This is a genomic window from Leptospira alexanderi serovar Manhao 3 str. L 60, assembly GCF_000243815.2.
Classification (GTDB): Bacteria; Spirochaetota; Leptospiria; order Leptospirales; family Leptospiraceae; genus Leptospira; species Leptospira alexanderi.
Window position 1 is genome coordinate 97,501 of sequence record NZ_AHMT02000024.1, and the last position, 25,000, is coordinate 122,500.

The window sequence follows — 25,000 nt, forward strand, 5'->3', positions numbered from 1 at the left end:
GAGAAGTATTTATCGAGAAGAGAATCAAAAAATCAAAACGGCAAACGCGGTTTTTGTAGGAAACTCTCTGATCCAACTGTTTCCGAATGAAATTCTTGCGAAAGAATTTCCAGGTGCTGTCAATCGAGGAATCGGTGGGGATATGACGGAAACTCTTCTGGAAAGATTGGAAGAGGACGTAATTTCTTTAAATCCGAAAGCGATTGTTTTAGAAATTGGTGGAAACGATCTCATTCAGGGAAAATGTCTCTATTTGATTGAAAATAACTTGGTTAGAATCTTGGATAAACTTACCGGGTCTCTTCCCAAAACAAAAATAGTAATCCTGGGAATTCCTCCGGTGCGCACTCCGAGTTTAAACAGCGTTTCTCCCGTGGTCAATCTGATTTGGGTTTCCATCAGTCAGTCTTATAAAAATGTAATCTTTTTGGACAACTGGCAATGGTTTCGGGAAAAGGATCGGCCTGTGCTTCGCCGGGAATTTTGGCTGGAACAAGATCAGATCCACTTGAACGAAAACGCATACAAAGTCTGGGTGGAAAAATTAAAACCGATCCTTTTACCTTATCTCTAAGAGGTTTCCCTTGCTTCTCATTCTTACTCAAAAACCCTATGAAATCCGAAAAGAACTTCTGCTGGGAATTGGAAGTTTCGTATCCCTCAAATCCGAAGAAACTTTTTTGCTTTCCTCGGCCTCGGTTCGTACTCAGGGAGAGTGGAGTTGCATCGAATGGAAAATTTCCAGAAATTTGGATTTGCAGGAGTTGATCGAACTGAGAACAATGTTTGCAAAAAGAAATTCAGATCTTCTTCAGATAGATTGTTTTTTAGATCCGAAGAAAAAAAGTTTTTTTGTTTTCGATATGGATTCCACTTTAATTCAACAAGAGGTCATCGACGAACTGGCGAAGCTTGCGGGAGTTTACGAAGAAGTCGCTTCTGTCACAAAAGAAGCGATGGAAGGAAATTTGGACTTTCACAAAGCTCTTAAAAAAAGATGTGTTCACTTAAAGGGACTTTCTTCCTCCATTTTTGCGGAGCTTTATTTGAAACTGAAGTTGAATGTAGGAGTCGAAAATCTTCTTAGAGGTTTGAAAGAAAAAAGTAGTAAGACCGCGGTATTTTCAGGAGGTTTTACGGACATTTTGGAAATGTTTCAGAAACAATACGGAATAGATGAAATTCGCGCGAACGTTTTAGAAAGACAAAATGGTCAACTTTCGGGAAACGTGGTCGGTGATATCGTTGATAAAAATAAAAAGTTTGAGTATTTAAAGACGATTCGGGATCGAGAGGGAATTTCCCGATCCCAAGTGGTTGCCGTTGGAGACGGAGCGAACGATGCATTGATGTTAAACGAAGCGGGGATCGGAATCGGATTTCATGCAAAAGAGGGTTTGAAAAAACTCATCGCCAATTGGGTGGATTTTGCTCCGTTAGATGCTCTTCTATTTTTGTTTTCTTAATTTCTTTTGAAAATCCTCTAGTTTTTTTAAGGCTTCGATTGGAGTCATCTCTTCCAGTTTTAATTTTAGAATAGATTCTTCCGTTTCAGACGGGAGATTTTTTGATTCCGGTTCGGTAAATAAAGTAGGTTGTGCTTCTTGAATTCGGATTTCTTTCTTTTTAGATTCCAGATCGATCAGAAGCTCTGTGGCTCTTTTGACGATCGATTCCGGAATTCCCGCAATTTTTGCCACGTAGATTCCGAAAGATTTTTTCGCCTTACCAACTTTTACCTTTCGTAAAAATAGAACCTTGTCTTCTTTTTCCAAAGTTTCCAGATATAGATTGAAAATTCCACTCAGACGGGAAAGCTCCGTAAGCTCGTGGTAATGAGTCGCAAAGATTGTTTTAGGTTTTACGGACAAGGAGGAAAAATATTCCAAGATCGACCAGGCGATGCTCATTCCGTCATAAGTGGAGGTTCCACGTCCTACCTCGTCGAAAAGAATCAAAGAGTCTTCGGTGTAGTGATTGAGAATGTTTGCGGTTTCTTTCATCTCGACGTAGAATGTGGATTCCCCCGCAGTAAGATTGTCTCCCGCTCCGATTCGAGTGAAAAGTTTATCCACAATTGGAAGTCTCGCGGATTTAGCGGGAACAAAGGCTCCCATCTGAAACAAAATCTGATTGAGAGCGATTTGTCTCATGAACGTGGATTTACCGGCCATGTTCGGCCCGGTCAAAACGGCGATTGCTTGATCTTGCGTATCCAAATAGACAGAGTTGGGAACAAATTCTTGACCGGGAGGAAGAGTCGCTTCCACGACCGGATGTCTGGAATCCACCAAATCCAGGGAACGATCTTCGGAAAGTTCGGGACGAATCCAACCGAACTTGTCTTTAGCGGTTAAAACCGAAATTTGAAAATCAAGGTCCCCGATTTCTTCCGAAAAAGAAAGAAGCGCGGAAGAATATTTCAAAACTTCTTCCACCATACGATTAAATTCCGCTCTTTCGATTTCTTGAATGATTTCGTCCGCTTCCAAGATCGTACGTTCTATCTCCTCCAATTTAGGAGTAGTAAAACGTTCGCTCCCTACAAGAGTCTGTTTTTTAAGGTAGTCTTTCGGAGCTTGTTCGGCTTGGGCCCTGGAAATTTCAATAAAATAACCTACGATCTTATTATAACGAATCTTTAATGTATTTAGGTTCGTTCTTTTTTTCTCTTCCGCTTCTAAGTTTAGGATCCAATCCTTACCTTTAAATCCCGCTTCTCTCGCTTTATCCAGTCGTGCGGAGAATCCGGTCTTTAAAAAAGGACCGTTTCCTAAAATTACGGGCAGATCATCCCCAGGATATAAACGTTCTTCGATGAATTCGGAAAGAGCCTTTAATTCTTCCGAAGGAATGAGAAACGGATAGGATAGGGTTTCTAGTTCCTTCTTGAGTTTAATGCCTGTGGAAATGGAATTCAAGATGGAGCGAAAATCCCTTGGATAGGTATGGTTCCCTCGGAAACGGGTGAGAATCCTTTCTATATCTCCTACGTCTCGGAGCGCGGCAACGAATGGAGCAAGGACTGTTTTGAAAAGAATATCCTGCTTTTCCCAACGGGAATAAAGGACGATAGGGTCGCATTCCGGAAATAGAATTCTTTGTTTGAGAAGTCTTTTTCCCTTTGCAGTATTGCAAAAATTGAATATAGAATAGAGAGTGTGATTCTTTTCCTTGTCGTTCTCTACGAGTTCGAGGTTGAGAATCGTTTCCCGATCCATCTCAAGGAACTTCCCGGAACTTAAAATTCTTGGTTCTCTCAAAACGAGTTTGTTGTCTCGATATGTTTCTCGGATATATCCGTCCAAATATCGGGAAAGGATTTGAAACTGATCTTTTTCTGAGGCTTCGGGTTGATCCTTTAAAACTGTGAATTCCCTGCCTTTGAAATATTCCAATTCTTGAAAGAAAGAAAGTTCGGATTGAGGTACGCAGATTTCGGAGGGTCTGAATTTTTCAAGTTCTGCAACGAGCTTCTCTAAACCGGTGATGGACGCGGAAGAATAGAACAATTCCCCAGTGGAAAAGTCCGCCATCGCAAAGTAGATTAGGCTTTTTTTAAGATGTAAAACGGCAAGATAGTTATTTTGAAATCCGGAAAGGAGATTTTCCTCGATTACGGTTCCGGGAGTGATGATCCGCACCACGTCTCTTGTCATCAATTTGGAACCGGCTTCTTCGGGTTTGGATTGTTCGCAGATTGCGATCTTTTTTCCCGCGTTCAAAAGTCGAGAGATGTAGTTGTCTTTGGAATGATATGGAATCCCGCACATAGGAACCGCATTTTGTCTTTTGGTGAGAGCAATGTCCAAGATAGAAGAGGCTATTTTAGCATCTTCCAAAAACATTTCGTAAAAATCGCCCATACGAAAGAATAGGATCGTATCCGGAAAATCCTTTTTGATCGCGAGGAATTGTTTCATCATTGGGGTATTGAGTGCTTCCGCTAGGTCACTCCAATATTCTGCGGATGTTCCTGTAATTTCTAAATTCATAAGGCCGACCTTACATTCCTGATAAATTGAATTACTTTTTGTGAATCTTTGATTCCGGGAGAGGATTCAACTCCGCTTGCAACGTCTACCCCGTACGGTTTTACAGTTCGAATCGCATTCGAGACGTTAGATGAATTGAGACCTCCGGCCAAAAGAAACTTTCTTTCAATCCGCGTAATAAAGTCCCAGTTGAAGGTTTCTCCGGTTCCCCCACCGGCGTCTTTGGAATAACTGTCCAAGATTAGAAGTTCACCGGGGATGTCTTTGAGATCCTCGTTATAAATGGGGGAGCGTACTCTATAAGAACAAATCTGGCGTTTTCCGAGAAGATTTTTCCGGTCTGCGAAAGCGAGTTTCGGATCGTCCCAAACCCATTGGACAAGATCGTGATACAAAGAAGAAGTGATTGTTTGGATTTCTTCGGGAGAATTTTGATAAAACAGCAATACGATTTCGGGAGAATTTTTTGTGTCTCTGTAAAATTCAGAGATTTTTTGAGCCTCTTCGAGCGAGATTTTTCTCGGGCTGGAAGGAACAAAATTCAGTCCGATATAATCGGCTCCTTCTTCCCGGCAGATTTTTGCGATTTCGAGGTCTCGAATTCCGCAGATTTTGATTTTTGTTTTTTCAAAAATATTCTCGTTCATGGATGAAAGTTTTTCCAGTCTTCCCGGAGGGTTTCTTTAGATCACGTACTTTAACTACTGGTCAGTTTCTGCAGGAAATATACTTTCGGATTTGATGGCCTTATTTCATTCCTTTTCTCTCCCGGAAGGAAAAAAGATTAAGATTTTAATCGCGGGTAAAAAGGAACTTCTTTCTACCTCTTTGGATGTCCGGACTCAAAGAAAGGAAATTTCAAGACTTACCGGAATCCCTGAACCCAAGGTTTATATTTTAAACCAGGTTCATGGAGACGAGATTGTCGATATTGCAACAATGGAATCTTTTTCTTTTCTGGAAGGAGATGCTTTCGTTGGTGAAGAATCCGATAAAGTTCTCTGTATCAAGACGGCGGATTGTATGCCTTTGTTTTTTTGGTCGGAAAGAAGTCCCAAGTTTGTCGCGATCCATTCCGGTTGGAAAGGAACATTAGCCGGAATTACGGAGAAAGCCTTGCGGCTCGCATTCGATGAATCGATCCTTACGAATGGAGTGCTCCTCGGTTATCTCGGACCTTGCGCGAGCGGATCTAGATACGAGGTCGGTGAGGACGTGGCTCACTTGTTTCGAAAGGAATTTCCGGATTGTTTGAAACAAAGAGCGGGTAAGACTTTACTTGATCTGGAATCCTTTCTGAAATTTCGTTTAGAGAAAAATGGAATTCAAGCTTTGCTTCGATCCGATAAGATCTGTACGATGAAAGAGGACTCAGACTTCTTCAGTTATCGGAAGAAAGACGTCGGAAGAAATCTGAATCTGATTTGGAGAGAGGGTTAAACCTTGGGTACTTTTTTGACCGCTGCGTTGATTTTTTCCAATACTTTCTCGCGTTTTACAGGCTTTGGAATGTAATCCATTGCACCTTCGTCGATCAGATTTTTCAGTACGGCGGGGGTATTTTCTTCGGAAACGATTACTATTCTTGGAAGAACCCCTTTTTCCTTAATTTCAAAAAAGGTCGCATATCCATCCATCACTGGTAGATTGAGATCAAGAGTGATCAGATCGATACGTCTATGTTCGTCGTAGAGTTTCACGAGTTCCTTTCCGTTTTCCGCAAACCCGATCACCTGATATCCTTCCGATTCCAAAATTTGGGCCAACTGTTTGGCTTGGAATCTGGAGTTTTCGGCAATCAGTACCTGATACGGTCTTCCGTTGGGGGCTACACCTGCTTTCATATGTATTTACCTCTTTTTAGAGAAAGGATTCGATTGCTTGACCGATTTCTTTTGTTCCGACAACTGTAGAACCCGTTTCCGCGATGTCTCTGGTTCTTTTTCCGGAGGCGATCGTTTTTCGGACTGCGGTTTCTATTTTGGTCGCTTCTTCTTCCATGGAGAAAGAATACCGTAACATCAGCGCGGCGCTAAGTACTTGAGCGATCGGATTGGCCACACCTTTTCCCGCTATGTCCGGAGCGGAACCTCCGGAAGGCTCATACAAACCGAATCCCGACTCGGAAAGAGAGGCCGATGGAAGCATTCCGATCGAACCGGTGATGATGGAAGCCTCATCCGAAAGTATGTCTCCGAACATATTTTCGCAAAGAACCACGTCGAATTGTTTCGGATTCACGATGAATTGCATCGCGGCATTGTCCACGTAAAGATGATTCAATTGGACGTCGGAAAATTCTTTCTTATGCAAATCGTTTACAACTTCTTTCCAAAAAACGGAAGTTGTCAATACGTTTGCTTTGTCGATGCTCGTGACTTTATTGTTTCTTTTTCTTGCAGCCTGGAATGCGACTCTGGTAATTCTTTCTATTTCTCTTCTGGAATATTTCATCGTGTCATAAGCAAATTCTTCCTGGCCGGAGCCTTCTCTTCCTTTCGGTTGGCCAAAATAAATTCCTCCTGTCAATTCCCTTAGGATCAGAATATCCAGCCCGTTTCCGATAATGTCGGTTCGGACGGGGGAAGCGTTTTTGAGTTCGGGATAGATGATTGCCGGTCTGAGGTTTGCAAATAAATCGAAATGTTTTCGGAGAGGCAGAAGCGCTCCTCGTTCCGGTTGTTTTTCCGGAGGGAGAGTTTCCCATTTCGGTCCTCCCACACTTCCAAAAAGAATCGCAGAAGATTCTTCGCAGAGTTTGAGAGTTTCCGGGGGAAGGGGGTGGCCGGTTTTGTCAATTGCGATTCCACCCACCAAGCCTTCTTTAAAATGAAACTCGGAAGTCTTTGCACTGAGAGCCTTTTTCAAAACGGAGAGGGCTACTTCCATGACTTCCGGTCCGATTCCGTCTCCGGAAAGTACTGCTACATTCTTCATTCTTTTTTTGGATCCTTTTAGTTTTGTTTGAGTACGGATTCTAAGATGTCCAACCCCTGATTTAAAAAGTCTGTGGAAATCGTAAGCGGGGGCATGATCCGAATTACGTTATCCGCCGTTGCGTTTACTACGAGTCCCGCAGACAAACAGGCTTCTGCTATCGGTCTGGAAGGAACTTTCAATTCGACTCCGATATGAAGTCCTTTTCCTCTGACTTCGGAGATCACCGGATATTTTTCCTGCATTTCTCTCAGTCTTGTAAAAGCTATATCGGAACAAAGATTTACGTTGTTTAGAATTTCCCTGGTTTGAATGATTCGAATCGTTTCGTAAGCGATTGCTGCCGCGAGATGATTTCCTCCGAATGTGGAGCCGTGAGATCCTTGCGTAAAAAGGTTCTGGTATTTTTCTCCCACGATTAGGGCGCCGATTGGAAATCCAGATCCGAGTCCTTTGGCAAGTGTCATCGCGTCGGGTGCAAATCCCATCGTTTCAAAGGCAAATAACGTTCCCGTTCTTCCCATTCCGGTTTGGATTTCGTCGAAGATAAGAAGCGCGTCGTTTTCTTCGGTCAGTTCTCTGGAAAGTGCGAGAAAACCGTTCGATAAAGGAATGATTCCGCTTTCACCTAAGATTGGTTCTTCGATCAATGCGACGATTCTTCCCTGGTATCTTTCGAAAGCTGCCACGAGGGCTTCGTTGTTGTTCGGTTCTATGAACTCGATTCCTTTCAGAAGTTCTCCGTAACCTTTTTTGATTTTTTCCTGACCCGTAAGGCTCATTCCGGAAACGGATCTTCCATGAAAACTTTTTTCCAAGGAAAGAAAAACCGGGTCTGTAATACTTTTGGAATTTGCATATTTTCTCGCGAGCTTAAACGCTCCTTCTATGGCTTCGGTTCCGGAATTGGTTAAAAATACTTTTCCAGGAAAAGAATTTAAGATCAGAAGTTCTGCGAGTTTTGCCGCTTCTTCGGAATAAAAAAGATTGGAGGTGTGAAAGAGTTTGTCCGCTTGAGAACGGACAACTTCGATGATATCCGGGTCCGCGTGTCCTAGATTTGTGACGGCGACCCCGCAATGGAAATCAATGTATTGTTTATTATCAAAGTCGAATAGAAGTTCGTTGACCCCGTAACGAAACGCTACGTTATATCTGGCGTAGGTATTGAGTAGATAATGATCCGTTAGTTCTTTCGTGTGTTGAAACAGTTCCTTATGGATTTCGGTGTCGTTCATGAGAGTCCTGCCAGTGTTAAAAATATTTCTTCTGAAATCCTGATTTCGGAAAGAAGATCTCCGGTGAGATTTCGAATCTCTTCTTTAGACTTCGGAGCCTTTAAACTCTGAAAGGAAGAATAGATTTTGATCTTAGGCTCGGTGCCGGAAGGGCGGATCGTAAGTTTTGCGTTTCCTTCCAAAATGACTTGGATTACATCCGAAGAAGGACAACCCGAAAATGCAGCTTTGGAAGCATTCCCTTTTGCGGTTTGTGTTTTGTAATCGAGAACGCCGGTGATCTTTCTTTGGTGAATTTTCTTTCCTAACAAATCCACAGTCCTAAGAGATTCCAAGGATTTACGGATTTTTTCCTTACCTGCATTTCCTTCCAAGGTAAGTGATTTGAGACTTTCTTGAAAGAGACCGTATTTGAGATAAATCTCGTCCATGTAGTTTAAAAGATCTTTTTTTTCCGTGAGAATTTCCAAGAGTAACAGCGCGGAAGAAAGGGAATCTTTGTCTCTCACAAAAGAAACGGGAAGATAACCGAAGGATTCTTCTCCTCCAAACAAAAAGAAGTCGGTTTTACTCTTATCGATTTTTGCCATCACTTGCGCGATGAACTTAAATCCGGTGAGAACGTTTTTATACTTTACCTTGTTCTTTTTAGCGATGATTTCCTGGAGATCGGTGGTGACGATCGTTTTTACGAGAACTGCTTTTTTCTTTTTTTTGCTTGTTGCATAATTCTCGCAGAGATAAGCCGCCATGATGGAACCGATCTGATTTCCGTTTAATAAAACATATTCTCCATTGGCATTTTTGACTCCGATTCCGAGTCTGTCCGCGTCCGGGTCGGTTGCGATAAAAGCGTGAGCGTTTTTTTGGATCGCAAATTTTTTAGAAAGCTCCATGGCTTCTGGTTCTTCCGGGTTCGGATATTTTACGGTGGGAAATTCTCCGTTTGGATCTTTTTGTTCTGGAACTAAGAATACGTTTTTATAACCGAAACCGTTGAGAAGTTCTTTCATCGACTTTCCACCGGTTCCGTGTAACGGAGAATAGACGACTTTCACCGCGGCTCTGTCTTTTGGTTTTAGAGTAATGGAAAGAATTCCCGCTTTAGAAAGCTCTTTTTTGTAGGAAGAAAAACAATCCTTTCCGGCTGGTTTTACCATCTTTTTATAAATAGGATCTTTGGGAGAAAGAAGAGAGATAGTGCCCCAGTCTCGAATTGAATCTATTTTCGAAATGATTTTTTGATCATCCGGGGGGACGAGTTGTCCTCCGTCGGAAAGATACGCCTTAAAGCCGTTATATTCGGGAGGATTGTGGGAAGCGGTGATGACGACTCCTCCCGTCGCTTTGTAGTACCGAACTGCATAAGAAAGAAGTGGTGTGGGGGTTACTTCTTGGAATAAAATCACTTTGACTCCGAGAGATGCCGCAATCCCTGCGGTGACTTCCGCAAATTCTTTAGATCTCCTTCTGGAATCGTAGGCAATTACAATGGAAGCCTTTTTGTTTTTTTGGATAGATAGCCTATGAATCCGAGCGCGGCACGACCTACGGTAAATTCGTTCATTCTTCCGATTCCGTTGCCGAGTTTTCCTCGCATTCCGCCGGTTCCGAATTCAAGGGGAACCGAAAAAGCTTCTACGTCAGGACCGGATTCTCCCTTGGAAAATTTTTCAAGTACTCGATTGGCTTCTTCACGAACCGTGCTTGGGAAAGGGTCTTGTGTCCAGGAATGGATAAGGGATTCGGGATGATTCATAGGATTCCGATTCAATTTTTTAAGAGGATTAAATTCATAAAAATCGGCTTTCTTTTGAGGTTCAACCTTAATTTTGGCCGATTCCTAAAGTATGGAATCTTATGAATTTGGTCAGGATGAAAACAGGGAATTTCTGAGGTTGAGCCGAGTCTTGAAGCTTGCGTCTTTCTCCTTTTTTTGTCTTTCCGGTGTGTCTTTTTTTTCCGCATTCGTTTCGAGCGATACGGACAAACTCGTTTTGTTTCTTGTACCAGGAATTCTATTTTTACTCACGGGGATTTGGAGTTACAGCGCGGCGATTTCCTTTAAAAGAATCACGGATACAAAAGGAGAGGACTTGGATTTTTTACGAATCGGTCTTCGTAGTTTGCGAATTCATTTTTGGATTCAGATTTCCTTCGGATTCTTTGCAATTCTATTTCTCTTAGGAGGGGCAGTTCTTACTCTTGTCTCTTGATGGAACCCGGAGAATTCTGGATCGAAGAAAGACTTGAAAGATATAGAAAAATTTCCCCGTGCAATTTAGGGGAAAGCGGGATTCGAAATATCACGCTCGGCGAATTGTTTTCTCGTTTGAATCTTTCCGCTGAGGTTTTGAATTCTATTTCCTTGGAGGACTCTCCCAATCGAGGCGATTTCGTTTTAAGAGAAGAAATTGCAAGACTTTATCCCGGTTTCAATGCAGATCGGGTACTCGTCACGACGGGAACCGGAGAAGCGCTTTACATTCTTTTTCATCTCCTTTGCAAGAAAGACTCCATTGTTTCTTATTTGGATCCCGCCTTTCAAGCGTTATACGAAATACCCAAGATGATCGGTGCGGTACTCAAACCGGTTTCCTTGTCGCGAAATTTAGAGAAGGATTCGAGTTCTTTTTTGTCGGAATATTCCGTGCGCGAATTGTTCGAAAGAGGAAAGGATCTCGTAATTTTCAATCATCCCCACAATCCTAGCGGATTATCCTTGGATAAAAGTTCAATCAAGGCTATTCAAGAAACGGCCTCTCAATATAAAGGTTGGATCTTGTTCGACGAACACTACCGCTTTTTGGACTTTCAAAACGATCTCAGTTGGACCGGTGCAGGATTTACGGAGCGTACGGTGAGTACCGGTTCGATCACGAAATGTTTCGGAGTGATGGGACTTCGAATCGGATGGATGACGGGGCCGAAAGAGCTGATTGAAAGGGCTAGATCTTTCAAAGACTATTTGACTCATACCGTTTCGCCTATTTCCGAGTTTTTGACTCTTCAAATTCTGAAAAATCGAGAACGTTTAATTGTCCCAGTCAAGACATCTATTTTAAAGAATATTCAATTTTTCGAAACTACATGGAAGGATCTTCCGGGTATTGCCGGTTTTACGAAACCTGGGGGAGGAGTTGTTTCTTTTGTGAAACTTTCGGAAGGAATCGATTCTTCTCGTTATGCGGATCTTTTGTTGGATCAATGCGGGGTTTTTGTACTTCCGGGACGGGATTTTGAGTGCGAGGGATGGATTCGAATCGGCTTCGGAGAAACTTCGGAGAGGTTTCGGTCGGGTTTGGAACGATGGAAAAATTTGAGTCTGTAATAGGCTTTGTATTATTAAAAAATTAAATCAATTTTTTTGTGTTTGAATTTGGAGGAGTGATTCTAAATCGAACAATGTCGCTACTTATCTTTAAGCCACTATCTCTTAGCTTGGGTGTTTTTGTCGTGATCATTTTTCTATGATTCCATAAATAGTCCGATTGAATGTGCCTAGGAAGGATTTAATTATGATTCTTGAATATTCTTTCTCTAAAAATATATCGTTTATCTCTTTTTCGATTTCGATTGGTTCTATACAATTGGCATAAAACCGTTTTTCATCGTTGCTGGAAGCGTAGATGGTTATGAGCTTTTTTTCGGTTATATCTTTTATAAAAAACGGATTGCTTCTTGATACATTTCATCGTAATCTCCGTAAAAGTGTGTATGGAAAAAGGCCATAAAAACGGATAATTCATCTCCCTCCGTAGTCAATAAAAATGTCTGAAAACCTTTTGATAGGAATTTTAAGTCTAAGTCTATAAAATACGAATCTTCATGCTGATTTTTTTTAAAGTTAATTCCTAAAAGCCAGGCCGGTTTTATCTCATTTAATTTTTCAATTAGATATTTGGATAAGTTGTCACTTTTAGGCGTTTCGATATTCATAAGAATACATTTTTTTTAGATCGAAACAGGACTGTTTATAGGGAAGCAGAAAAAATAATATTCAATTTTTTGAATGTATGGAATGAATTTCGACAAAGGGCGCGTTTAAAAAATTCGTTTCTATTTTGACAAGATTTTATTCTTAGTTGGTCACGATTCCTAACAAATCAAACTAAAGCCCTTTCAAAATTCGTTTTGCAAAAACCATCGGATGAATCGTAAAAACCGCTCTTTGAAAGAATCTTCCTTTTAAAAGATCGCTCTTCAGAAGGAAACGTTTTCCGCCGACTTGAATGAATTCGGAATCGAAAGAACCTTCGATTTCGTTTTCGATTTGGAATCGAATCTCCTTGTTTAAAATCTTAAGAACCTGTTCCTTCGAAGAACTCTTCCACTGAAATTCGTTTGGAAATAAATTTCGCTCTTGTAACCAAAGGGGAAGATTCTTTCTTTCTAATTTAGAAGGAAAGAATGTACCCAAATAGTACGACTCCGGATTTTCCAAGTCCACGCTCTTATCGGATGTTTCTCTGAGATAACCTTGTGCGTAAAGATCGCAGAAAGCGAGTTCCGGAGAATAGGATTCCTCATAAAACTCTTGTTTGGAAAAGGATGCCGCTTTTGCCGCCACAAATCTGAGTTTGATTTTTTTGGAACCGCCGAACGGAATCCAGGAAATAGGAAGTGACGATTTCCATTCTTCCCAAGGAAAGACTTCCTCCCAAAAGATTAAAGAGTGCAGATACAAACGATACGGATTCGGAGAAGCCGCACTCAGTAAATCCGGAAAACTTTGTAATTCTTTCGAATCCGGTTCTTTCTTGGGAAAAAAAAATTTCCAAGATTTTTCCTGGAAAGTATAAAGAGATTTTTTAAGAAGTTGCCAGAGTTGGTATTTTATCTGTTTCGAAAAACTCGAATGAAGTTTCTGTTTCATCTTGAGTTTTTTCTTTCCTCCCGCAAATGAACTCGCATCGATTTCTAGTGTTGATGCGAATTCGGAAGGGATTCCATTTTCTAAAGGAAGATTGGTATCGTATAGAACATGATGAAATTGCCTCGGATCCACGATTTGCTCTTTGGTGAATTCTTCGTGAACAATTGACTGGAGACGGCGTGTAATTTGAACTCGTTTACTTTGAAAAAATGGAAAAACGTCGATCTTCCAGATACGGTCCAACCAAAGTCGAAAGCTTATGAAGGTAGGTCTGAGCATCGGAACCGAGTTGATTGGTAGTCTTTTTACAAGCTGTAAGATTCTCTACTTAAAAAAAGAAAAAAGTCATCCGAAATTCTTTCTAAGCGCCAGAAAATCGGCAGAAAGGTTGACTAAGAAGGGGTATAAACCGATTCTGTCCTTACTATGGCCAGAAGATGTGAAGTAACCGGAAGAGGCACTGTCTCTGGGAACAATGTTTCCCATTCCCATATCAAGACAAGAAGAACCTGGAAGGTGAATCTGATCAAAAAAAGAATCTTTTTGGAGGACGAGAACCGCTGGGTTACGATTCGTCTTTCTACCAGAGCTCTTCGAACTCTGAGAAAAAAAGGAATTAAGGCCGCCATCAAAGATAACGGCGGGTCCTTGGGTGTTCTTGCTCCGAAAAAATACGCAGGAATCACAAAACAGGCCCCTAAAAAAGCCTGATCCTGCGTTTTTAAAGTGGTTTTCCCGGATTTTTTCTCTTTTAAGAAAAGAATTCGGGGAGGTACAAACCCCTCTTCATTTTAAGCATCATTACGAACTTGCCATTGCAGTCATTTTGAGTGCTCAGTGCACGGACGAGCGAGTCAATCAAGTTACTCCCGCTCTTTTTAAAACCTTTCCCAGTCTGGAATCCTTTGCCAATGCGGATTTAAAAGACATTGAAGCTTTGATCTTTTCCACCGGATTTTATCACAATAAAGCGAAATCCATTCAGGGATTTGCTAGAAAATTGTTAAACGATTTTGGCGGTAACATTCCGAAGACGATCGCGGAGCTTACCACACTTCCCGGATTCGGTCGTAAGACCGCAAACGTGGTTTTGTCTGAGGTTCACGGACTTGTGGAAGGAATCGTAGTCGATACGCATGTAAATCGAATTTCGAAGGTTCTCGGACTGACGACTAAGAACGATCCGGTTCAGGTAGAGAAAGATCTTATGTCGATTCTTCCTAAAAAATATTGGAGAGATATTTCCTTGTATTTGATTTTTTTAGGAAGAAAAAGTTGTAAGGCACATCGTCGATTTTGTGGAGAATGTATCCTTAAAAAGGATTGCCCATCATCCTCGGTTGTCCAAGGAGTTTGATTTTTATGGAAGTATTTATCGATCAGAAATTGGAAGGAATGGAACTTGCGACCCAACATATCGTGATGTCCAGGGATCTCAATCAACACGGATTTCTTTTTGGAGGTCAGATGCTTGCTTGGATCGACGAGGGTTGCGCCATGTATGTCATGGAGAAAATACGCTATTCGAATATCGTTACTGTGAGTATGGCAGAAGTTGTGTTTAAAAGCCCCGGGCTTTTGGGAGATATCATTCAGATCTTTTCTAAGATTGAAAGAATGGGAAACAGTTCCATCACGATTCGAAACACTTCCATCGGAAAAAGCCAGAGTAGAAAAGAACTCAAAGAGATCATTGATTGCAAGATTACTTATGTTTGTTTGGATGAAAATGGAAGACCATTTCCTTATTTCAAAGACCATTTCGAATTTCGAGATCTGAAATAATCTTTATGGCTTCTCGTTTTCCCGTTTCGGTCGAAAAGGAATCTAAGCTTTTGGAACTCATGGAAGCTCTGGAAGTAAAAGAAAACGAACTGGAGGAAAGTTTTACGAGAAGCGGGGGTAAGGGCGGGCAAAATGTAAATAAGGTTTCCACCGCGGTTCATCTCAAACATAAACCCACCGGAATCGAAGTTAAATGTTCTCTCTACAGAACCCAAGGTCTCAATCGTTATAAGGCAAGAACGATTCTCTGTGAAAAGATTCGGGAATTAAATCGTAAAAATCAGGGCATCCTAAGTGATGATCTAAAAAAATCGATTCGTAATAAACAAAAAGATAGAAAACGAAAGAAAGAAAAGTATTCTAGAAAGGATCAGAATTTTTCTTCCATTCTTTTGGAACCGGATGAAAGTTTAGAAGTCGAATTGGAAAATCCCGAAAGTTTAAACGAAGGATGAATGTCTTTGAATCAAAGTCGGAACTCCGACAAGTTTATTTAAGATTCAAGTGCCTTGTGATCGATTATGACAAACATCGCAGGCGTCTAAAGAATGATACGCGATGTTAGAACTTTGTCTTTGCCTAACTACTGACATCTGATTCCTAATACCTATGCCTGAAATTTTAAATCATACTCTGATTCTGGAAAAAATAAAAAACTTAGGTGTTTCTCCGGGCTGTTATCTTTGGAAATCCAGAAAGGGAGAGGTTTTATACGTAGGTAAGGCTAAAAATTTGGACAAAAGAGTCCGCAATTATCTCAAAGAAAATCATTCCGATATAAAAACACGAGCGCTTCAAAAGGAAATTTTCGATCTTGATTGGATTGCAACCGGAACCGAAAAAGAGGCTTTGATTCTCGAAGCGACTCTCATCAAAAAACACAATCCTCGTTTTAACGTTCGTTTTAAAGACGATAAGAAATATCCGTACATCTGCGTTTCTCTTTCGGAGTCCTTTCCGATGGTTTATATCACAAGAAAACTCAAAGACAATGGAGACCGTTATTTCGGTCCTTATTCGGACGTAAAATCTACAAGAGAAACATTAGACATCATCCTAAGAATTTTTCCGGTTCGTAAAACGAGACAGGCGCTCCCGTTGTCGAAACCCAGAAGACCCTGTTTAAACTTCGATATGGGGCGTTGTCTCGGCCCTTGCCAAGGAAATATTCCTGTAGAAGATTATAAAGTTGTAATTGATCAAGTGATTCAATTCTTAGAGGGTAAAAAAGAATCTCTCGTAGGAGATCTCAGTGTCAAAATGAATGCGTCGTCGGATCGGATGGATTTTGAAAAAGCCGCTCGTTATCGGGATATGCTCCAGCGAATTCAAAACTTCCGAGAGAAACAAACTGTGGTCAGCGCGGAAGGCGGGGACGAGGACGTGATCGGATTTGCCAGGAAGAAGGACGAAGGTCAGGTTATTCTTCTTGAAGTTCGAGGTGGAAGGTTGGAAACCAAAAAATCTTTTCCGATTCAAGGAGTTTTGGATGCGGAAGATTCGGAAATTCTAGGAGCTTTTTTCAGAGATTATTATTTAAATGCGGCTTTGGTCCCACCTTTGATTTTTGTTCCGGCGGACATTCAAGAGGAAACTGTCGCGGTTATGGATGTGCTTCAGGAGAAAACGGGCTTCAGACCCAAACTCAAATCTCCTCGCGGTGGGGATAAACGTTCCCTTTTAAAAATTGCGGAGAAGAATGCGGAACTTGGATTGACCGAAAGGCTACTTGCAACTCACTACAGGGATCAAACCGCTTCTTTGAAAGAAATCCAAGAGATGTTTTCTTTAGAACATCCTCCTCATATCATCGAATGCTACGATATCAGTCACTTTCAAGGTTCGGAGCCGGTTGCGAGTGGTGTGATGTTTGTGGAAGGAAAACCTTTCAAACAAGGATATAGAAAGTATAATATAAGAGGTTATAAGGGGATCAACGATCCCGGAATGATCCACGAGGTGATTTCTAGGCGTCTACAAAGAATTGCCAACGAGGAAAGCGTTTTCCCGGATCTCATCGTAATCGACGGAGGACCGACCCAGTTGGCTAAGGCCTGCGAAGCCGCAGTGGAAGCGGGGGCGGAAAGAATTCCTATGGTCGGTCTTGCAAAGAAGAGAGAAGAGATCTATTTTCCCGGAGACAACGAACCTTTTATCTTTGATATGAATTCATCCGGAATGAAATTGCTTCGTCATCTTCGGGACGAGGCGCATCGATTCGGAGTTTTACATCATAGATCGCGTAGGAATAAGGAGACCATGCGTGCTCTCATTCAAGACGTTCCGGATATCGGTTTCAAAAGAAGTAAACTACTCCTCCAACACTTTTCGGGAGAAAAAAAAATCGAAGACGCAACCAAAGAGGAACTTCTTGCCGTTCCTGGAATCGGGGAAAATCTCGCCGAAAAAATTCTGAGACAACTTCAAAAAAAAGAATAAAAAGTTCTAAAATTCAAAACGAGTCCATTGTTTCTGAAACCGTACCGGACGGAGGAAAACATGAAACTCAAATCCGTGTTTGCAACGATTTTTCTTCTTTTCGGACTCGACTCTTGTCGCGGAAAAGGGAACTCCGTGTTTCTTTTTCCGATTACAAATGCGGGAGAATTCAAACTCTTTTATGAACCGATAAACACCGTTGTTTCGGAGATCCCGAAAGAAATCCTCGAAGAATGGAAACATCCAGGTGTTAAAATCAAAACGGCTCCCGGAATTGTTTGTTTATTTAGCGGAACGGTTTCTGTATTTGGAATTTCGATTTGTTTTCCGGACCAAAAAGGGAACGTTGAATTAGAATTACAAAATATTTTAAAATTGTGGAATACAAATTTAGATTCCAGAACGGAGCCGGAGTTTTTCGAATTTTCATCCAATGGACAGGCGAGTGTGAGGATCCAACAGGATCGAGATCTTCTCGAAAACATAAACGAGGATTGGTTGATTCTTTCCGGTTCAAAGGAGTTGGATCGAATGCTCCAAAAGGAAAAATTTCCGGAATTAAATCGGGTCAGTGTTTTTTCTGAAAATTCGATTTTAAAACCGCATTCCACGAACGCGTTTGTCGGTTTCAGCGTTTTGGCTACAAACGAAAAGATTCGGGTTCTGTTTTCTTCCGAAGATTTTATTTCTTCTAAGAGTACTCTCGTTGTTGATATTCCGGGTGACGTTTCGATTCTCTCTGAGTTTCTTCTGGAAATTCAAAAACAGAACCTTCAAATTATGAGTTTATGTAAAACGGACCTTCCCGTTTTGAGCGAGATTTTCGGAGGAACAGAATCTCCTATCGGAAGATTTTTGGAATTGAACAATCCCCAAAAAGATCCGATTTGTTTTCAAGATCTGGAGTTGGAAACGAGTTCGGGAGCGCATTCGCTTCTTGTCGGGCCGCAATTTTTAATTCCGGGTGAAACGATTCTCAAAGTGGAAACGGGTAGTGTTCTTCCCGGGGTCGAATCTGTTTCTTTTCCTTGGTCGGATTTGAAAAAAAAGGGGGATTGGGTCTTAAAATCTAAGGATGCGGAGAATGTTTATAAAAATTCCGAAAAAACTTTTTTGGAGGGAGGAAGATATTATTCTTCGCATGAAAATTTCTATTCCATCTGTTCCAATTTTTTCCTCTCTAATGTCTTAGAAAGATTTTGTATGGATCCCGGCTTCGGAGTTTCGAAACAAAGCCAAGAATGGAATGATCCTCCTTTTTGCGATTCGAACGCGTTTCAAATCGAAGAGGCGAATTTTACAGGCTTGTATCTGGACGGAAAGGTGGATCAGAAGCAAAAGTTTATCGATTTAGAATATTCTGGAAATAGTATATGTAATCCGAATTCCTTGTCTTTAGAAAACGACGGAAAGGAAATTCCTGTTTGGCTGGACTCAAAAGTTATACGGCCGGGGGACATTCTCACGTTAGGGAAACGGGATTTTTTGAAGAAAGATATTCTTGTTTCTTTGTCCGAGCTAAAGGATTTTGAATTCGGAAAATCCGTTTTTTTAAAGGATCGAATCTCAAAAAAGATCAGTATCCTTTCGGACGATTTTTCGGAAATTCCGATTTTGACAAGAACTGATGGTTCCGTAGTTTCTCTTTTGTGGAGGGAGAATGTTCGGATTCCACATCCGATATCTTCTTCGGATGCTCTCCCCATTGAAATTCAAAATTTTCATTCCATGAGTCCGGGAAGAAAAACGAATCTTACAGATTCTGATTGGAAAGCTTTTGCGGATGTTTCCGAAATTTCCTGGATGGGGTCGTATGACGGAACCGTATCCGTAAGTGCGGATCGTTTCATCGAGATCGATTCGGCTTCCCTAACTTCTAGGATTTTGGAAATTCTTTCGGGAAATAAAAGTTATCGGTTTATTTTACCTTTGAAGCCGGGAAGAAACGTGTTATCTATCGGCAAGTTGGTCTGCTTTCCCAAAGTAGAGACTTGGATCGCTCCCGAATTAAGTTTAGGAAGTAAGGGAAAAATCCGACTTCTTTCCGTGGATGGAAATATAGAGAATGATTGGGTAAGCTGGGATTCTCTGGGGATCAATTCCACTTCCCAAAAGTTGAGGAGATCCGCGTCCAAGGTCCGAACTTTATCCGGTGGAAGCGTTTGGAAAAACAGTGCGCTTTCCGACGTTTCTTCGAGAAAAACAAGTTGTATCGGAACGGAAGCAAGTCCGGAACTTGAAAATAGAAGTCTTCCATTTTTTCAAAAAGAATATTCGGAAACCCTAAATTCTATCTTAGATCCTTGGATCAGTTTTAATTTGGATCGAAATAGTCCGAGTGACGGATCTATTCAGGTCTTTACGTTTCAACCCAACGGTTCTGTTCGACTATCTACGTCAGGATTCTTAAATTTATGGAGCGATCTTCGATTTGGAATTTTAGGGTCCTTGAATATTCGAAAAGAGGTTCTTAACTATCTTGTTCCTGTCGGAGGCGAAGAACTCGTCGGAATTCCAGGTTCCTCTGGGATTTTGATTTCGGCTGTATACCCGAATCCCACCGTGTCCACGAATGAATGGTTGTCGATTTGCAATTGGGGTCTTGAGTCTGTGGACGTTCGCAGTTTGGAAATTCGGGATAGTTCTTCTTCCGATCGTCTGGTGGAGTACTCCTTTCGTTTCGGAATCAATCCTCCGCTTGGCTGGATAAATTATAATCCGACTTCATTCGGTTGGATTTTTGCGGATAGATTTCTAAATTCGGGAGAATGCGGTTACGTCCTCTCTCCCAATTTTAAGAATGAATCTGTTCCCTTTCATTCCCCGGCGTTTCGAAAAGTTTTTACGATCGATAAGACGACTACGATCGGAAATGGAATCGGTAAAAACGAAGGTTTGGATCTTTTTCAGGAAATTCAAGGGAGCCTCGTTCACATTCACAGTTACGGAAATCAATTTTCTCCATTTCCATTTTCCATCGACGCTGATACGGATGATTTGATCCTTCTCAAAGAAAATCGTTCCGGCGACTCTTCCTCCGATTATGAAATCAAAAAGAAGGGAAATTTATGAAAAAGTTTTTCGTATATTCCTATTTTATAATATTTTTCCAGATTTCCGCGTCCGAGAAAAGTAAAGGTTGGACTCAAATTTCTTGGATGGGGTGGGGATTGGCAGGAAGTCAAAAGGCTTCCGATCTTTCTCAAGCGAAAGAGGATCGGACTTATAAGGAACTACGGGTCAACTCTTCTTTAATTCATGGTGGGATCGACCGAAGCCTGGAAATGTCTCGTGTGAATATAAAGTTACAGGCGGATCTAACCGCTTCCAACGAGTCCAAGCTCGCCTTCTTTGCAGGAAAAAATCTATTTTTCGAATTTAGGAAAGAGAACGTTTCTCTCATCGTAGGCAGGATTCAAGAGGAGATGAAGGGATCCGCATTTACGGATTGGATGGACGGAACGGACGGGATTGTAATTAAAGCAAATTTTGGCGAATTGGGTCGTGTTCGTTTCGATCTCTTTGATTTTTATTCCGGTTATTCCTTATTTGAAAAAAACGGACTTAGGAATACGATTCTAAATACAAAAAAGACTCAGTTTGATCCCGCCGGTGAGATTGAAGTTAAGGATTCCATTTCGAACACATTCAAAAATCGTTATAGAGGAGGGGTAAGTTATCGTTACGATTTGCCTTACTTGGAAACTGGGTTTCGTTTCCAATATCTCAATCTCCAAAATTGGGGAAGATATGCGAATGATTTAATTTCGGAGACGGGAAACGTTTCCTCAGGCGATCGGGATTATCTCACACATTCTACGATAGAGCTGAAGTTGAAATATTCTCGGTTTCATTGTTTTCTTTCCGGAATTTTAGCGAGAGGGCAGGATCGAACCGGTTGGAATCGAATTCGACAAGCGAGTGCAATTCCCATTACGGGGGAGGCCGTTTTAATTTCCACCGGGGTTGTTTGGAATTTCTGGAAGTTTGATGTCTTCGGTTTTCTTCCCGATCGGGATAAAAGAAATGAGAACGGAGAAGTTTTGGAACTCGGTTTTATCGGAGTCGGCTCCTCGCCTTCTCCGGTGTTTAGCACAAATCAGAGTTTGGATTTTAATCCTTCCGCCTGGATTACGGATCGAGGTTTGGAAAAGCAATCCGGGATTCAAAGTGGAAAACGCCAATCCGCTTGGACGGGAATCAATTTAGAATATCAAGAATCTATTATTCGATTTCGTTTGTATATTGCTTCTTACTTTTTTCTTTCCGACACGAAAGGAAATGAAGGTGCGCTTACGATGTCCAAGGATGGTTTTCGAAAGGATTTTCTCCGGGAAGCCTTGGTTGAAACTCTGATTTATTTTCCTTCCGAAAATACGAAGTTTGATTTTTTATACCTGAAAGCTTCTTTGGGCGGTTCTTGGAGCGATCCTGAAAGTGCAAGAAAAGAATTATTCTTTCAAATCGTTTCAGGTGTCGTTTTATGAGAAAAATTTCGAACGCTTTTGTTTTCATTCTTCTTTATATCTGGTTTTTTCTTTCCTTGGCAACTTGTTCCGGTCGTCTCGATTCCGAGTTTTTCTGGTTAGAATGGGGGAGGACGCGGAATGTGGAGGCTAGTTTTTCGTATCCTGGACGTTACATTCATACTTTCAAAAAAAGGAATGTACGAGATAAGATTTTACGATTGATTGAAGGTGCTGGATTTACGATTGATCTTTGGGTCTATTCTTTCGACGATTCAGAAATTTTGGAAGCTTTGAAGAAAGCGAATGCAAGAGGGGTTAAGATCAGAATCGTGGCCGATCCGGAAAAGAAATATGCAGACGAATTTAAAAGTCTCGGTATGTTTCGAAAATGGGAAAGATCGGGTTTACAACATTCTAAAATACTCATTGTGGATCGCAAAAAGATATTTTTGGGTTCCGGGAATTTCACTTGGTACGGTCTTGAAAATGATCTGAATGGTTATGTTTCCTTCGATCTATTTGATTCCGAAATAGAAAACTTTTATGCCTTTTTGGAGGAAGATTCAGGAATTACTTCGCTTAACATTCCTCCGTTCCAATTTTATATTTCTCCGGAAAAAGGAAGATCGATTCAAAATTTGGTCTTAAGGGAAGTCGATCGCGCGCAAAGAGACATTCGTTATTTGATTTTCGATCATTTCGATTCCGTCCTGACTTCTAGATTGGCTTTGGCGGATCGTAGAGGGGTGAATGTCAAAGGTATTTACGATTCTCCCGTGGATGAAGAAGGCAAATATCTCGCCGGTGTATTTGAGAATCCCCGTTCCGAGATTGCGGGTGATGGAAATGAAGAGGTAATTGAGTCGGGTTCTTTCGGTAAGGGAGGGCTTTTGCATCATAAAACGATGATCGTGGACGGTAAGACTTTAATTTCCGGTTCGTATAATTTTTCGATCAGCGCTAGGGATAATAATCGAGAAATTCTTTTCAAAACCACGGATCCGTATTTGATCGATGCTTACATAGAGGAGTGGGAACGAGTTCGCCTAAATGCGATCGTTTATAGAGCAACTTCGTTCGGAACAGAAAATGGATCGAATGATGTTTACTTCGGCTATTTTGAAAATTCAATTCCGATCGGAGTCGAACAAACCATCTGTAGAACCGATACAACCAAGGAAGAGTCTTTTTATTTAGAATCTGGAAAAACGTTTCTGATGTCAATTTTGGAATATACTTTTCTTCCTACGGAATCTTGCAAAGAAGTTTCGGATTTTACGTCTTCTAGCAGCGGTTTCACTGGGAAAAGAACCAATCATCCGGTCAAGACGAAACTTTTTAGGGAAAAAGGGATTCTAATGACGAAACAAGGAAAGCCTTTTTTCGTGTCGGCGACGAACGACTTTCAAGCGGATTTTGAACATAAACCAGTACATTTATTTGTTCCTACGTTTTATTCCGTCCAATCGGGAAATTTGTTTTTTCCGCAAGACCTAATCGAATTTAAAAATCCGATTTCCGTTTTCTTCTACCAAAAGGGAAACGGTCCGATCACAATTCCTTGGAATACGTCGGGGAATACTTTTTACGTCGTTTCTCATTCGACTGAGGGAATGATTTTTTTGGAATACGAGTCTTCGTTCCTTGCGTTTTGTTTTCACGAATATTCAAAAAAAGGAATGGAATATACGGAATTGATCCAGGAAATTCTTTCGTACCGAGAAGATGCTTTTTTACCTGGGATAAGTTCTTCAGCAGAAAAGATTTCAATCGACGCCAGAAAAAGATTTGGAACGTATTGTTATCGCTACTAACGCGTATTCGTTTAAGGTGGATGAAATCGAACTATAAAAGATCGAGACTCGCTTAAATTGCAACGATTGAATCGGATTTTTCTTTGGATAATCTTAGAAAAAGTCCGCAGAGAATCCAAAATAAAATTACTACTTCGTCGTCTTGAAAATAACATTGAAAAAGTCCGGAAAAGAAAAAACCAGATAAACCGAAAAAATACAAGGAATGTTCGTAGGGAAGTTTTGTAGTAATCAATCTACGATACAACTCGGTTCCCAAGGAAAGAAAAAGAAAGATTCCGGGAAAACCGAAAACCGCAAAAAGATGAAAGTAATCGTTGTGGGCGTGTCCTCTCTGAGTCGTTTCGTAAAAATAGTAGAGTTCCCTATATTTCTCGGAGTGTTCTTTTCTAGATTTTTCGATTTCCCGATCGTAATTTCCGGGGCCAACTCCTGTGAAAAAATTGTCCTTAATCAAAGGAAATGTGGAATCCCAGATAAAAGTTCTTCCAGCATCCGTGTGTTTTTCTTTTCCAAAGAGAGGGTCTGTGATCTTTTGACCGACTTGTGTGAACGAAAGTGCAATTCCTAAAATAAGTAGAAGCATGAGAGTTCCACTGGTAAAGAGCAAAATTTTTGCAGAGGGTAATTCTTTACGAACGATCCCTAAAACAAGAAATGCGGTGATTGAGGAAAAAATCGCACCTAACATGGAGGAACGGGCATTGTTTAAAAAGACTACATAAAGAAAAGTGAAGAGTATGATTCCTTGAATTCCGACTCTTTTGAAATTCTGATCAAAAAAGGATCTCAAAAAAAGAAAAACGGGTACGGGAAAAAAGAACTGTAAAAGTCCCCCGAACGTTAGATGAGTGTTCATCAGACCGATTGGAAGGTAAAGAGATAATCCTCCGACATGACCCATGGGATGGGTGAACTTCCAGTTAGAAGATTCCCTATATAAGTCACTGACAAGTCTAGAAAGACGAATCGGAGAAAAACTAGAAACAAAACCGGTTACGAGTAAAATCCAAAAGAGAGCGTTTAGGGATTTTAAAATTGCCGGAAATTCCTCTTTTTTTAGGTTCCAAGCTAAAACTAATCCTATGAAAAGAAAAATGTCTTTGAGTTCTGCATTGAATGCGACTTTAGAGTAAGTTCGAAAGTTTTCTTCCCGAAAAGAATGAATGACAAAATCGCTCAGATACCAGCCAAAAAATGAAATTCCGATGAGGATCACGGGTTCTTTCCAAAAACCGGAAGTTTTCGAAGAGAATAACGATGTTAAGAATGCAAGAACTAAGAATCCTTGGCTAAGGGATACGGATAAACCGATTGTCACAATGCTTGCACAAAATAAAAAAAGAGTGATTTTTCTAAGACGTTCGGGCATCTTCTCTAATCGATTGAAACCCAGGTTCTATAAAACCTGGGAATTGTAAATTCGATATTTTCTTTCAATCGTATT

Annotated in this window: 21 protein-coding genes and 2 pseudogenes (1 of these 23 cut by a window edge); 14 read left to right on the forward strand and 9 right to left on the reverse strand. The window is 41.0% G+C overall.

The window, feature by feature from the left end; all coding sequences use genetic code 11:
* Both LEP1GSC062_RS08105 and serB read left to right on the forward strand, forming a co-directional pair.
* Positions 1 to 574 carry the 3' portion of a GDSL-type esterase/lipase family protein gene (locus LEP1GSC062_RS08105; RefSeq protein WP_010578124.1) on the forward strand. Its footprint begins 170 nt before the window's first position, so the window shows 574 of its 744 coding nt (coding positions 171–744); its start codon lies beyond the left edge, outside the window; its stop codon occupies positions 572 to 574.
* A gap of 10 nt (positions 575 to 584) precedes the next feature.
* Positions 585 to 1,466 (forward strand): phosphoserine phosphatase SerB, encoded by an 882-nt coding sequence (serB, locus tag LEP1GSC062_RS08110; RefSeq protein ID WP_020983942.1) that lies wholly within the window; start codon positions 585 to 587, stop codon positions 1,464 to 1,466.
* On the opposite strand, the gene mutS is transcribed toward serB, so the two are convergent.
* Together mutS and LEP1GSC062_RS08120 are read right to left on the reverse strand one after the other, a co-directional pair.
* Complete coding sequence (mutS, locus tag LEP1GSC062_RS08115; RefSeq protein WP_010578125.1) at positions 1,449 to 3,995, reverse strand: DNA mismatch repair protein MutS; 2,547 nt, start codon at positions 3,993 to 3,995, stop codon at positions 1,449 to 1,451. The two genes, serB and mutS, sit on opposite strands and share 18 nt — an antisense overlap.
* Positions 3,992 to 4,642, reverse strand: coding sequence for a phosphoribosylanthranilate isomerase (locus LEP1GSC062_RS08120; protein ID WP_010578126.1), 651 nt, complete (start codon positions 4,640 to 4,642; stop codon positions 3,992 to 3,994). The genes mutS and LEP1GSC062_RS08120 overlap by 4 nt, the downstream gene beginning before the upstream one ends.
* A 94-nt stretch (positions 4,643 to 4,736) precedes the next feature.
* Between LEP1GSC062_RS08120 and LEP1GSC062_RS08125 the strand changes: the two genes are divergently transcribed.
* Positions 4,737 to 5,435, forward strand: coding sequence for a purine nucleoside phosphorylase YfiH/LACC1 family protein (locus LEP1GSC062_RS08125; protein ID WP_020983910.1), 699 nt, complete (start codon positions 4,737 to 4,739; stop codon positions 5,433 to 5,435).
* On the opposite strand, the gene LEP1GSC062_RS08130 is transcribed toward LEP1GSC062_RS08125, so the two are convergent.
* The 4 genes and pseudogenes from LEP1GSC062_RS08130 to LEP1GSC062_RS08145 form a co-directional block, all read right to left on the reverse strand.
* On the reverse strand, positions 5,432 to 5,839 hold the full coding sequence (locus LEP1GSC062_RS08130) for a response regulator (RefSeq protein ID WP_002619362.1): 408 nt from the start codon (positions 5,837 to 5,839) through the stop codon (positions 5,432 to 5,434). The genes LEP1GSC062_RS08125 and LEP1GSC062_RS08130 overlap by 4 nt on opposite strands.
* A gap of 16 nt (positions 5,840 to 5,855) precedes the next feature.
* A complete protein-coding gene (leuB, locus tag LEP1GSC062_RS08135) occupies positions 5,856 to 6,932 on the reverse strand; it encodes a 3-isopropylmalate dehydrogenase (protein WP_010578128.1) in 1,077 nt (358 codons plus the stop codon).
* A 17-nt stretch (positions 6,933 to 6,949) separates the two neighbouring features.
* Complete coding sequence (locus LEP1GSC062_RS08140; RefSeq protein WP_010578129.1) at positions 6,950 to 8,170, reverse strand: aspartate aminotransferase family protein; 1,221 nt, start codon at positions 8,168 to 8,170, stop codon at positions 6,950 to 6,952.
* Positions 8,167 to 9,929: pseudogene (locus LEP1GSC062_RS08145) on the reverse strand (phospho-sugar mutase). The gene LEP1GSC062_RS08140 and the pseudogene LEP1GSC062_RS08145 overlap by 4 nt, the downstream one beginning before the upstream one ends.
* A 190-nt stretch (positions 9,930 to 10,119) precedes the next feature.
* On the opposite strand from LEP1GSC062_RS08145, the gene LEP1GSC062_RS08155 reads away from it, so the two are divergent.
* On the forward strand, positions 10,120 to 10,386 hold the full coding sequence (locus LEP1GSC062_RS08155) for a hypothetical protein (protein ID WP_341853169.1): 267 nt from the start codon (positions 10,120 to 10,122) through the stop codon (positions 10,384 to 10,386).
* The gene (locus tag LEP1GSC062_RS08160; RefSeq protein ID WP_020983959.1) at positions 10,386 to 11,501 is read left to right on the forward strand and encodes a pyridoxal phosphate-dependent aminotransferase; all 1,116 of its coding nucleotides are present in this window, start codon (positions 10,386 to 10,388) and stop codon (positions 11,499 to 11,501) included. Before LEP1GSC062_RS08155 ends, LEP1GSC062_RS08160 begins: the two co-directional genes overlap by 1 nt.
* 129 nt (positions 11,502 to 11,630) lie before the next feature.
* On the opposite strand, the pseudogene LEP1GSC062_RS08165 reads toward LEP1GSC062_RS08160, so the two are convergent.
* Both LEP1GSC062_RS08165 and LEP1GSC062_RS08170 read right to left on the reverse strand, forming a co-directional pair.
* A pseudogene (locus tag LEP1GSC062_RS08165) lies at positions 11,631 to 12,109 on the reverse strand (hypothetical protein).
* A gap of 172 nt (positions 12,110 to 12,281) precedes the next feature.
* On the reverse strand, positions 12,282 to 13,325 hold the full coding sequence (locus LEP1GSC062_RS08170) for a hypothetical protein (protein ID WP_020983955.1): 1,044 nt from the start codon (positions 13,323 to 13,325) through the stop codon (positions 12,282 to 12,284).
* Positions 13,326 to 13,472: 147 nt separating this feature from the next.
* On the opposite strand from LEP1GSC062_RS08170, the gene rpmB reads away from it, so the two are divergent.
* From rpmB to LEP1GSC062_RS08210, 8 genes are all read left to right on the forward strand, one after another.
* Positions 13,473 to 13,757, forward strand: coding sequence for a 50S ribosomal protein L28 (rpmB, locus tag LEP1GSC062_RS08175; RefSeq protein WP_000113840.1), 285 nt, complete (start codon positions 13,473 to 13,475; stop codon positions 13,755 to 13,757).
* On the forward strand, positions 13,705 to 14,403 hold the full coding sequence (nth, locus tag LEP1GSC062_RS08180) for an endonuclease III (protein ID WP_039941552.1): 699 nt from the start codon (positions 13,705 to 13,707) through the stop codon (positions 14,401 to 14,403). The genes rpmB and nth overlap by 53 nt, the downstream gene beginning before the upstream one ends.
* 5 nt (positions 14,404 to 14,408) lie before the next feature.
* Entirely contained in the window at positions 14,409 to 14,831 is a 423-nt protein-coding gene (locus LEP1GSC062_RS08185; RefSeq protein ID WP_020983947.1) for an acyl-CoA thioesterase, read from the forward strand.
* A 5-nt stretch (positions 14,832 to 14,836) separates the two neighbouring features.
* Positions 14,837 to 15,286, forward strand: a complete 450-nt coding sequence (locus LEP1GSC062_RS08190) for a peptide chain release factor family protein (protein WP_020983906.1) — start codon at positions 14,837 to 14,839, stop codon at positions 15,284 to 15,286.
* Positions 15,287 to 15,440: 154 nt separating this feature from the next.
* Positions 15,441 to 17,270 (forward strand): excinuclease ABC subunit UvrC, encoded by a 1,830-nt coding sequence (gene uvrC, locus LEP1GSC062_RS08195; RefSeq protein ID WP_020983967.1) that lies wholly within the window; start codon positions 15,441 to 15,443, stop codon positions 17,268 to 17,270.
* A 60-nt stretch (positions 17,271 to 17,330) separates the two neighbouring features.
* A complete protein-coding gene (locus tag LEP1GSC062_RS08200) occupies positions 17,331 to 20,342 on the forward strand; it encodes an LIC11755 family lipoprotein (RefSeq protein ID WP_020983893.1) in 3,012 nt (1,003 codons plus the stop codon).
* Positions 20,339 to 21,757: an LA_2168 family protein gene (locus LEP1GSC062_RS08205; protein WP_010578137.1), complete on the forward strand. Its 1,419-nt coding sequence runs from the start codon at positions 20,339 to 20,341 to the stop codon at positions 21,755 to 21,757. Before LEP1GSC062_RS08200 ends, LEP1GSC062_RS08205 begins: the two co-directional genes overlap by 4 nt.
* Positions 21,754 to 23,553: a phospholipase D-like domain-containing protein gene (locus LEP1GSC062_RS08210; protein ID WP_020983920.1), complete on the forward strand. Its 1,800-nt coding sequence runs from the start codon at positions 21,754 to 21,756 to the stop codon at positions 23,551 to 23,553. Before LEP1GSC062_RS08205 ends, LEP1GSC062_RS08210 begins: the two co-directional genes overlap by 4 nt.
* Positions 23,554 to 23,605: 52 nt before the next feature.
* Here LEP1GSC062_RS08210 and LEP1GSC062_RS08215 read toward each other — a convergent pair whose 3' ends face one another.
* Complete coding sequence (locus LEP1GSC062_RS08215) at positions 23,606 to 24,868, reverse strand: O-antigen ligase family protein (protein WP_341853170.1); 1,263 nt, start codon at positions 24,866 to 24,868, stop codon at positions 23,606 to 23,608.
* On the opposite strand from LEP1GSC062_RS08215, the gene LEP1GSC062_RS25510 reads away from it, so the two are divergent.
* Positions 24,768 to 24,974, forward strand: coding sequence for a hypothetical protein (locus tag LEP1GSC062_RS25510; protein ID WP_341853171.1), 207 nt, complete (start codon positions 24,768 to 24,770; stop codon positions 24,972 to 24,974). The genes LEP1GSC062_RS08215 and LEP1GSC062_RS25510 overlap by 101 nt on opposite strands.
* Positions 24,975 to 25,000: the final 26 nt, after the last annotated feature.

Excerpts from the sequence above, each read along its gene's own strand:
- LEP1GSC062_RS08200 (WP_020983893.1), top strand. The coding sequence starts at position 17,331 with ATGAAACTCAAATCCGTGTTTGCAACGATTTTTCTTCTTTTCGGACTC.
- LEP1GSC062_RS08160 (WP_020983959.1), top strand. The coding sequence starts at position 10,386 with ATGGAACCCGGAGAATTCTGGATCGAAGAAAGACTTGAAAGATATAGA.
- LEP1GSC062_RS08170 (WP_020983955.1), bottom strand. The coding sequence starts at position 13,325 with ATGCTCAGACCTACCTTCATAAGCTTTCGACTTTGGTTGGACCGTATC.
- rpmB (WP_000113840.1), top strand. The coding sequence starts at position 13,473 with ATGGCCAGAAGATGTGAAGTAACCGGAAGAGGCACTGTCTCTGGGAAC.
- LEP1GSC062_RS08185 (WP_020983947.1), top strand. The coding sequence starts at position 14,409 with ATGGAAGTATTTATCGATCAGAAATTGGAAGGAATGGAACTTGCGACC.
- mutS (WP_010578125.1), bottom strand. The coding sequence starts at position 3,995 with ATGAATTTAGAAATTACAGGAACATCCGCAGAATATTGGAGTGACCTA.
- uvrC (WP_020983967.1), top strand. The coding sequence starts at position 15,441 with ATGCCTGAAATTTTAAATCATACTCTGATTCTGGAAAAAATAAAAAAC.
- LEP1GSC062_RS08125 (WP_020983910.1), top strand. The coding sequence starts at position 4,737 with ATGGCCTTATTTCATTCCTTTTCTCTCCCGGAAGGAAAAAAGATTAAG.
- LEP1GSC062_RS08205 (WP_010578137.1), top strand. The coding sequence starts at position 20,339 with ATGAAAAAGTTTTTCGTATATTCCTATTTTATAATATTTTTCCAGATT.
- LEP1GSC062_RS08120 (WP_010578126.1), bottom strand. The coding sequence starts at position 4,642 with ATGAACGAGAATATTTTTGAAAAAACAAAAATCAAAATCTGCGGAATT.
- LEP1GSC062_RS08210 (WP_020983920.1), top strand. The coding sequence starts at position 21,754 with ATGAGAAAAATTTCGAACGCTTTTGTTTTCATTCTTCTTTATATCTGG.
- LEP1GSC062_RS08190 (WP_020983906.1), top strand. The coding sequence starts at position 14,837 with ATGGCTTCTCGTTTTCCCGTTTCGGTCGAAAAGGAATCTAAGCTTTTG.
- leuB (WP_010578128.1), bottom strand. The coding sequence starts at position 6,932 with ATGAAGAATGTAGCAGTACTTTCCGGAGACGGAATCGGACCGGAAGTC.
- LEP1GSC062_RS08140 (WP_010578129.1), bottom strand. The coding sequence starts at position 8,170 with ATGAACGACACCGAAATCCATAAGGAACTGTTTCAACACACGAAAGAA.
- LEP1GSC062_RS08130 (WP_002619362.1), bottom strand. The coding sequence starts at position 5,839 with ATGAAAGCAGGTGTAGCCCCCAACGGAAGACCGTATCAGGTACTGATT.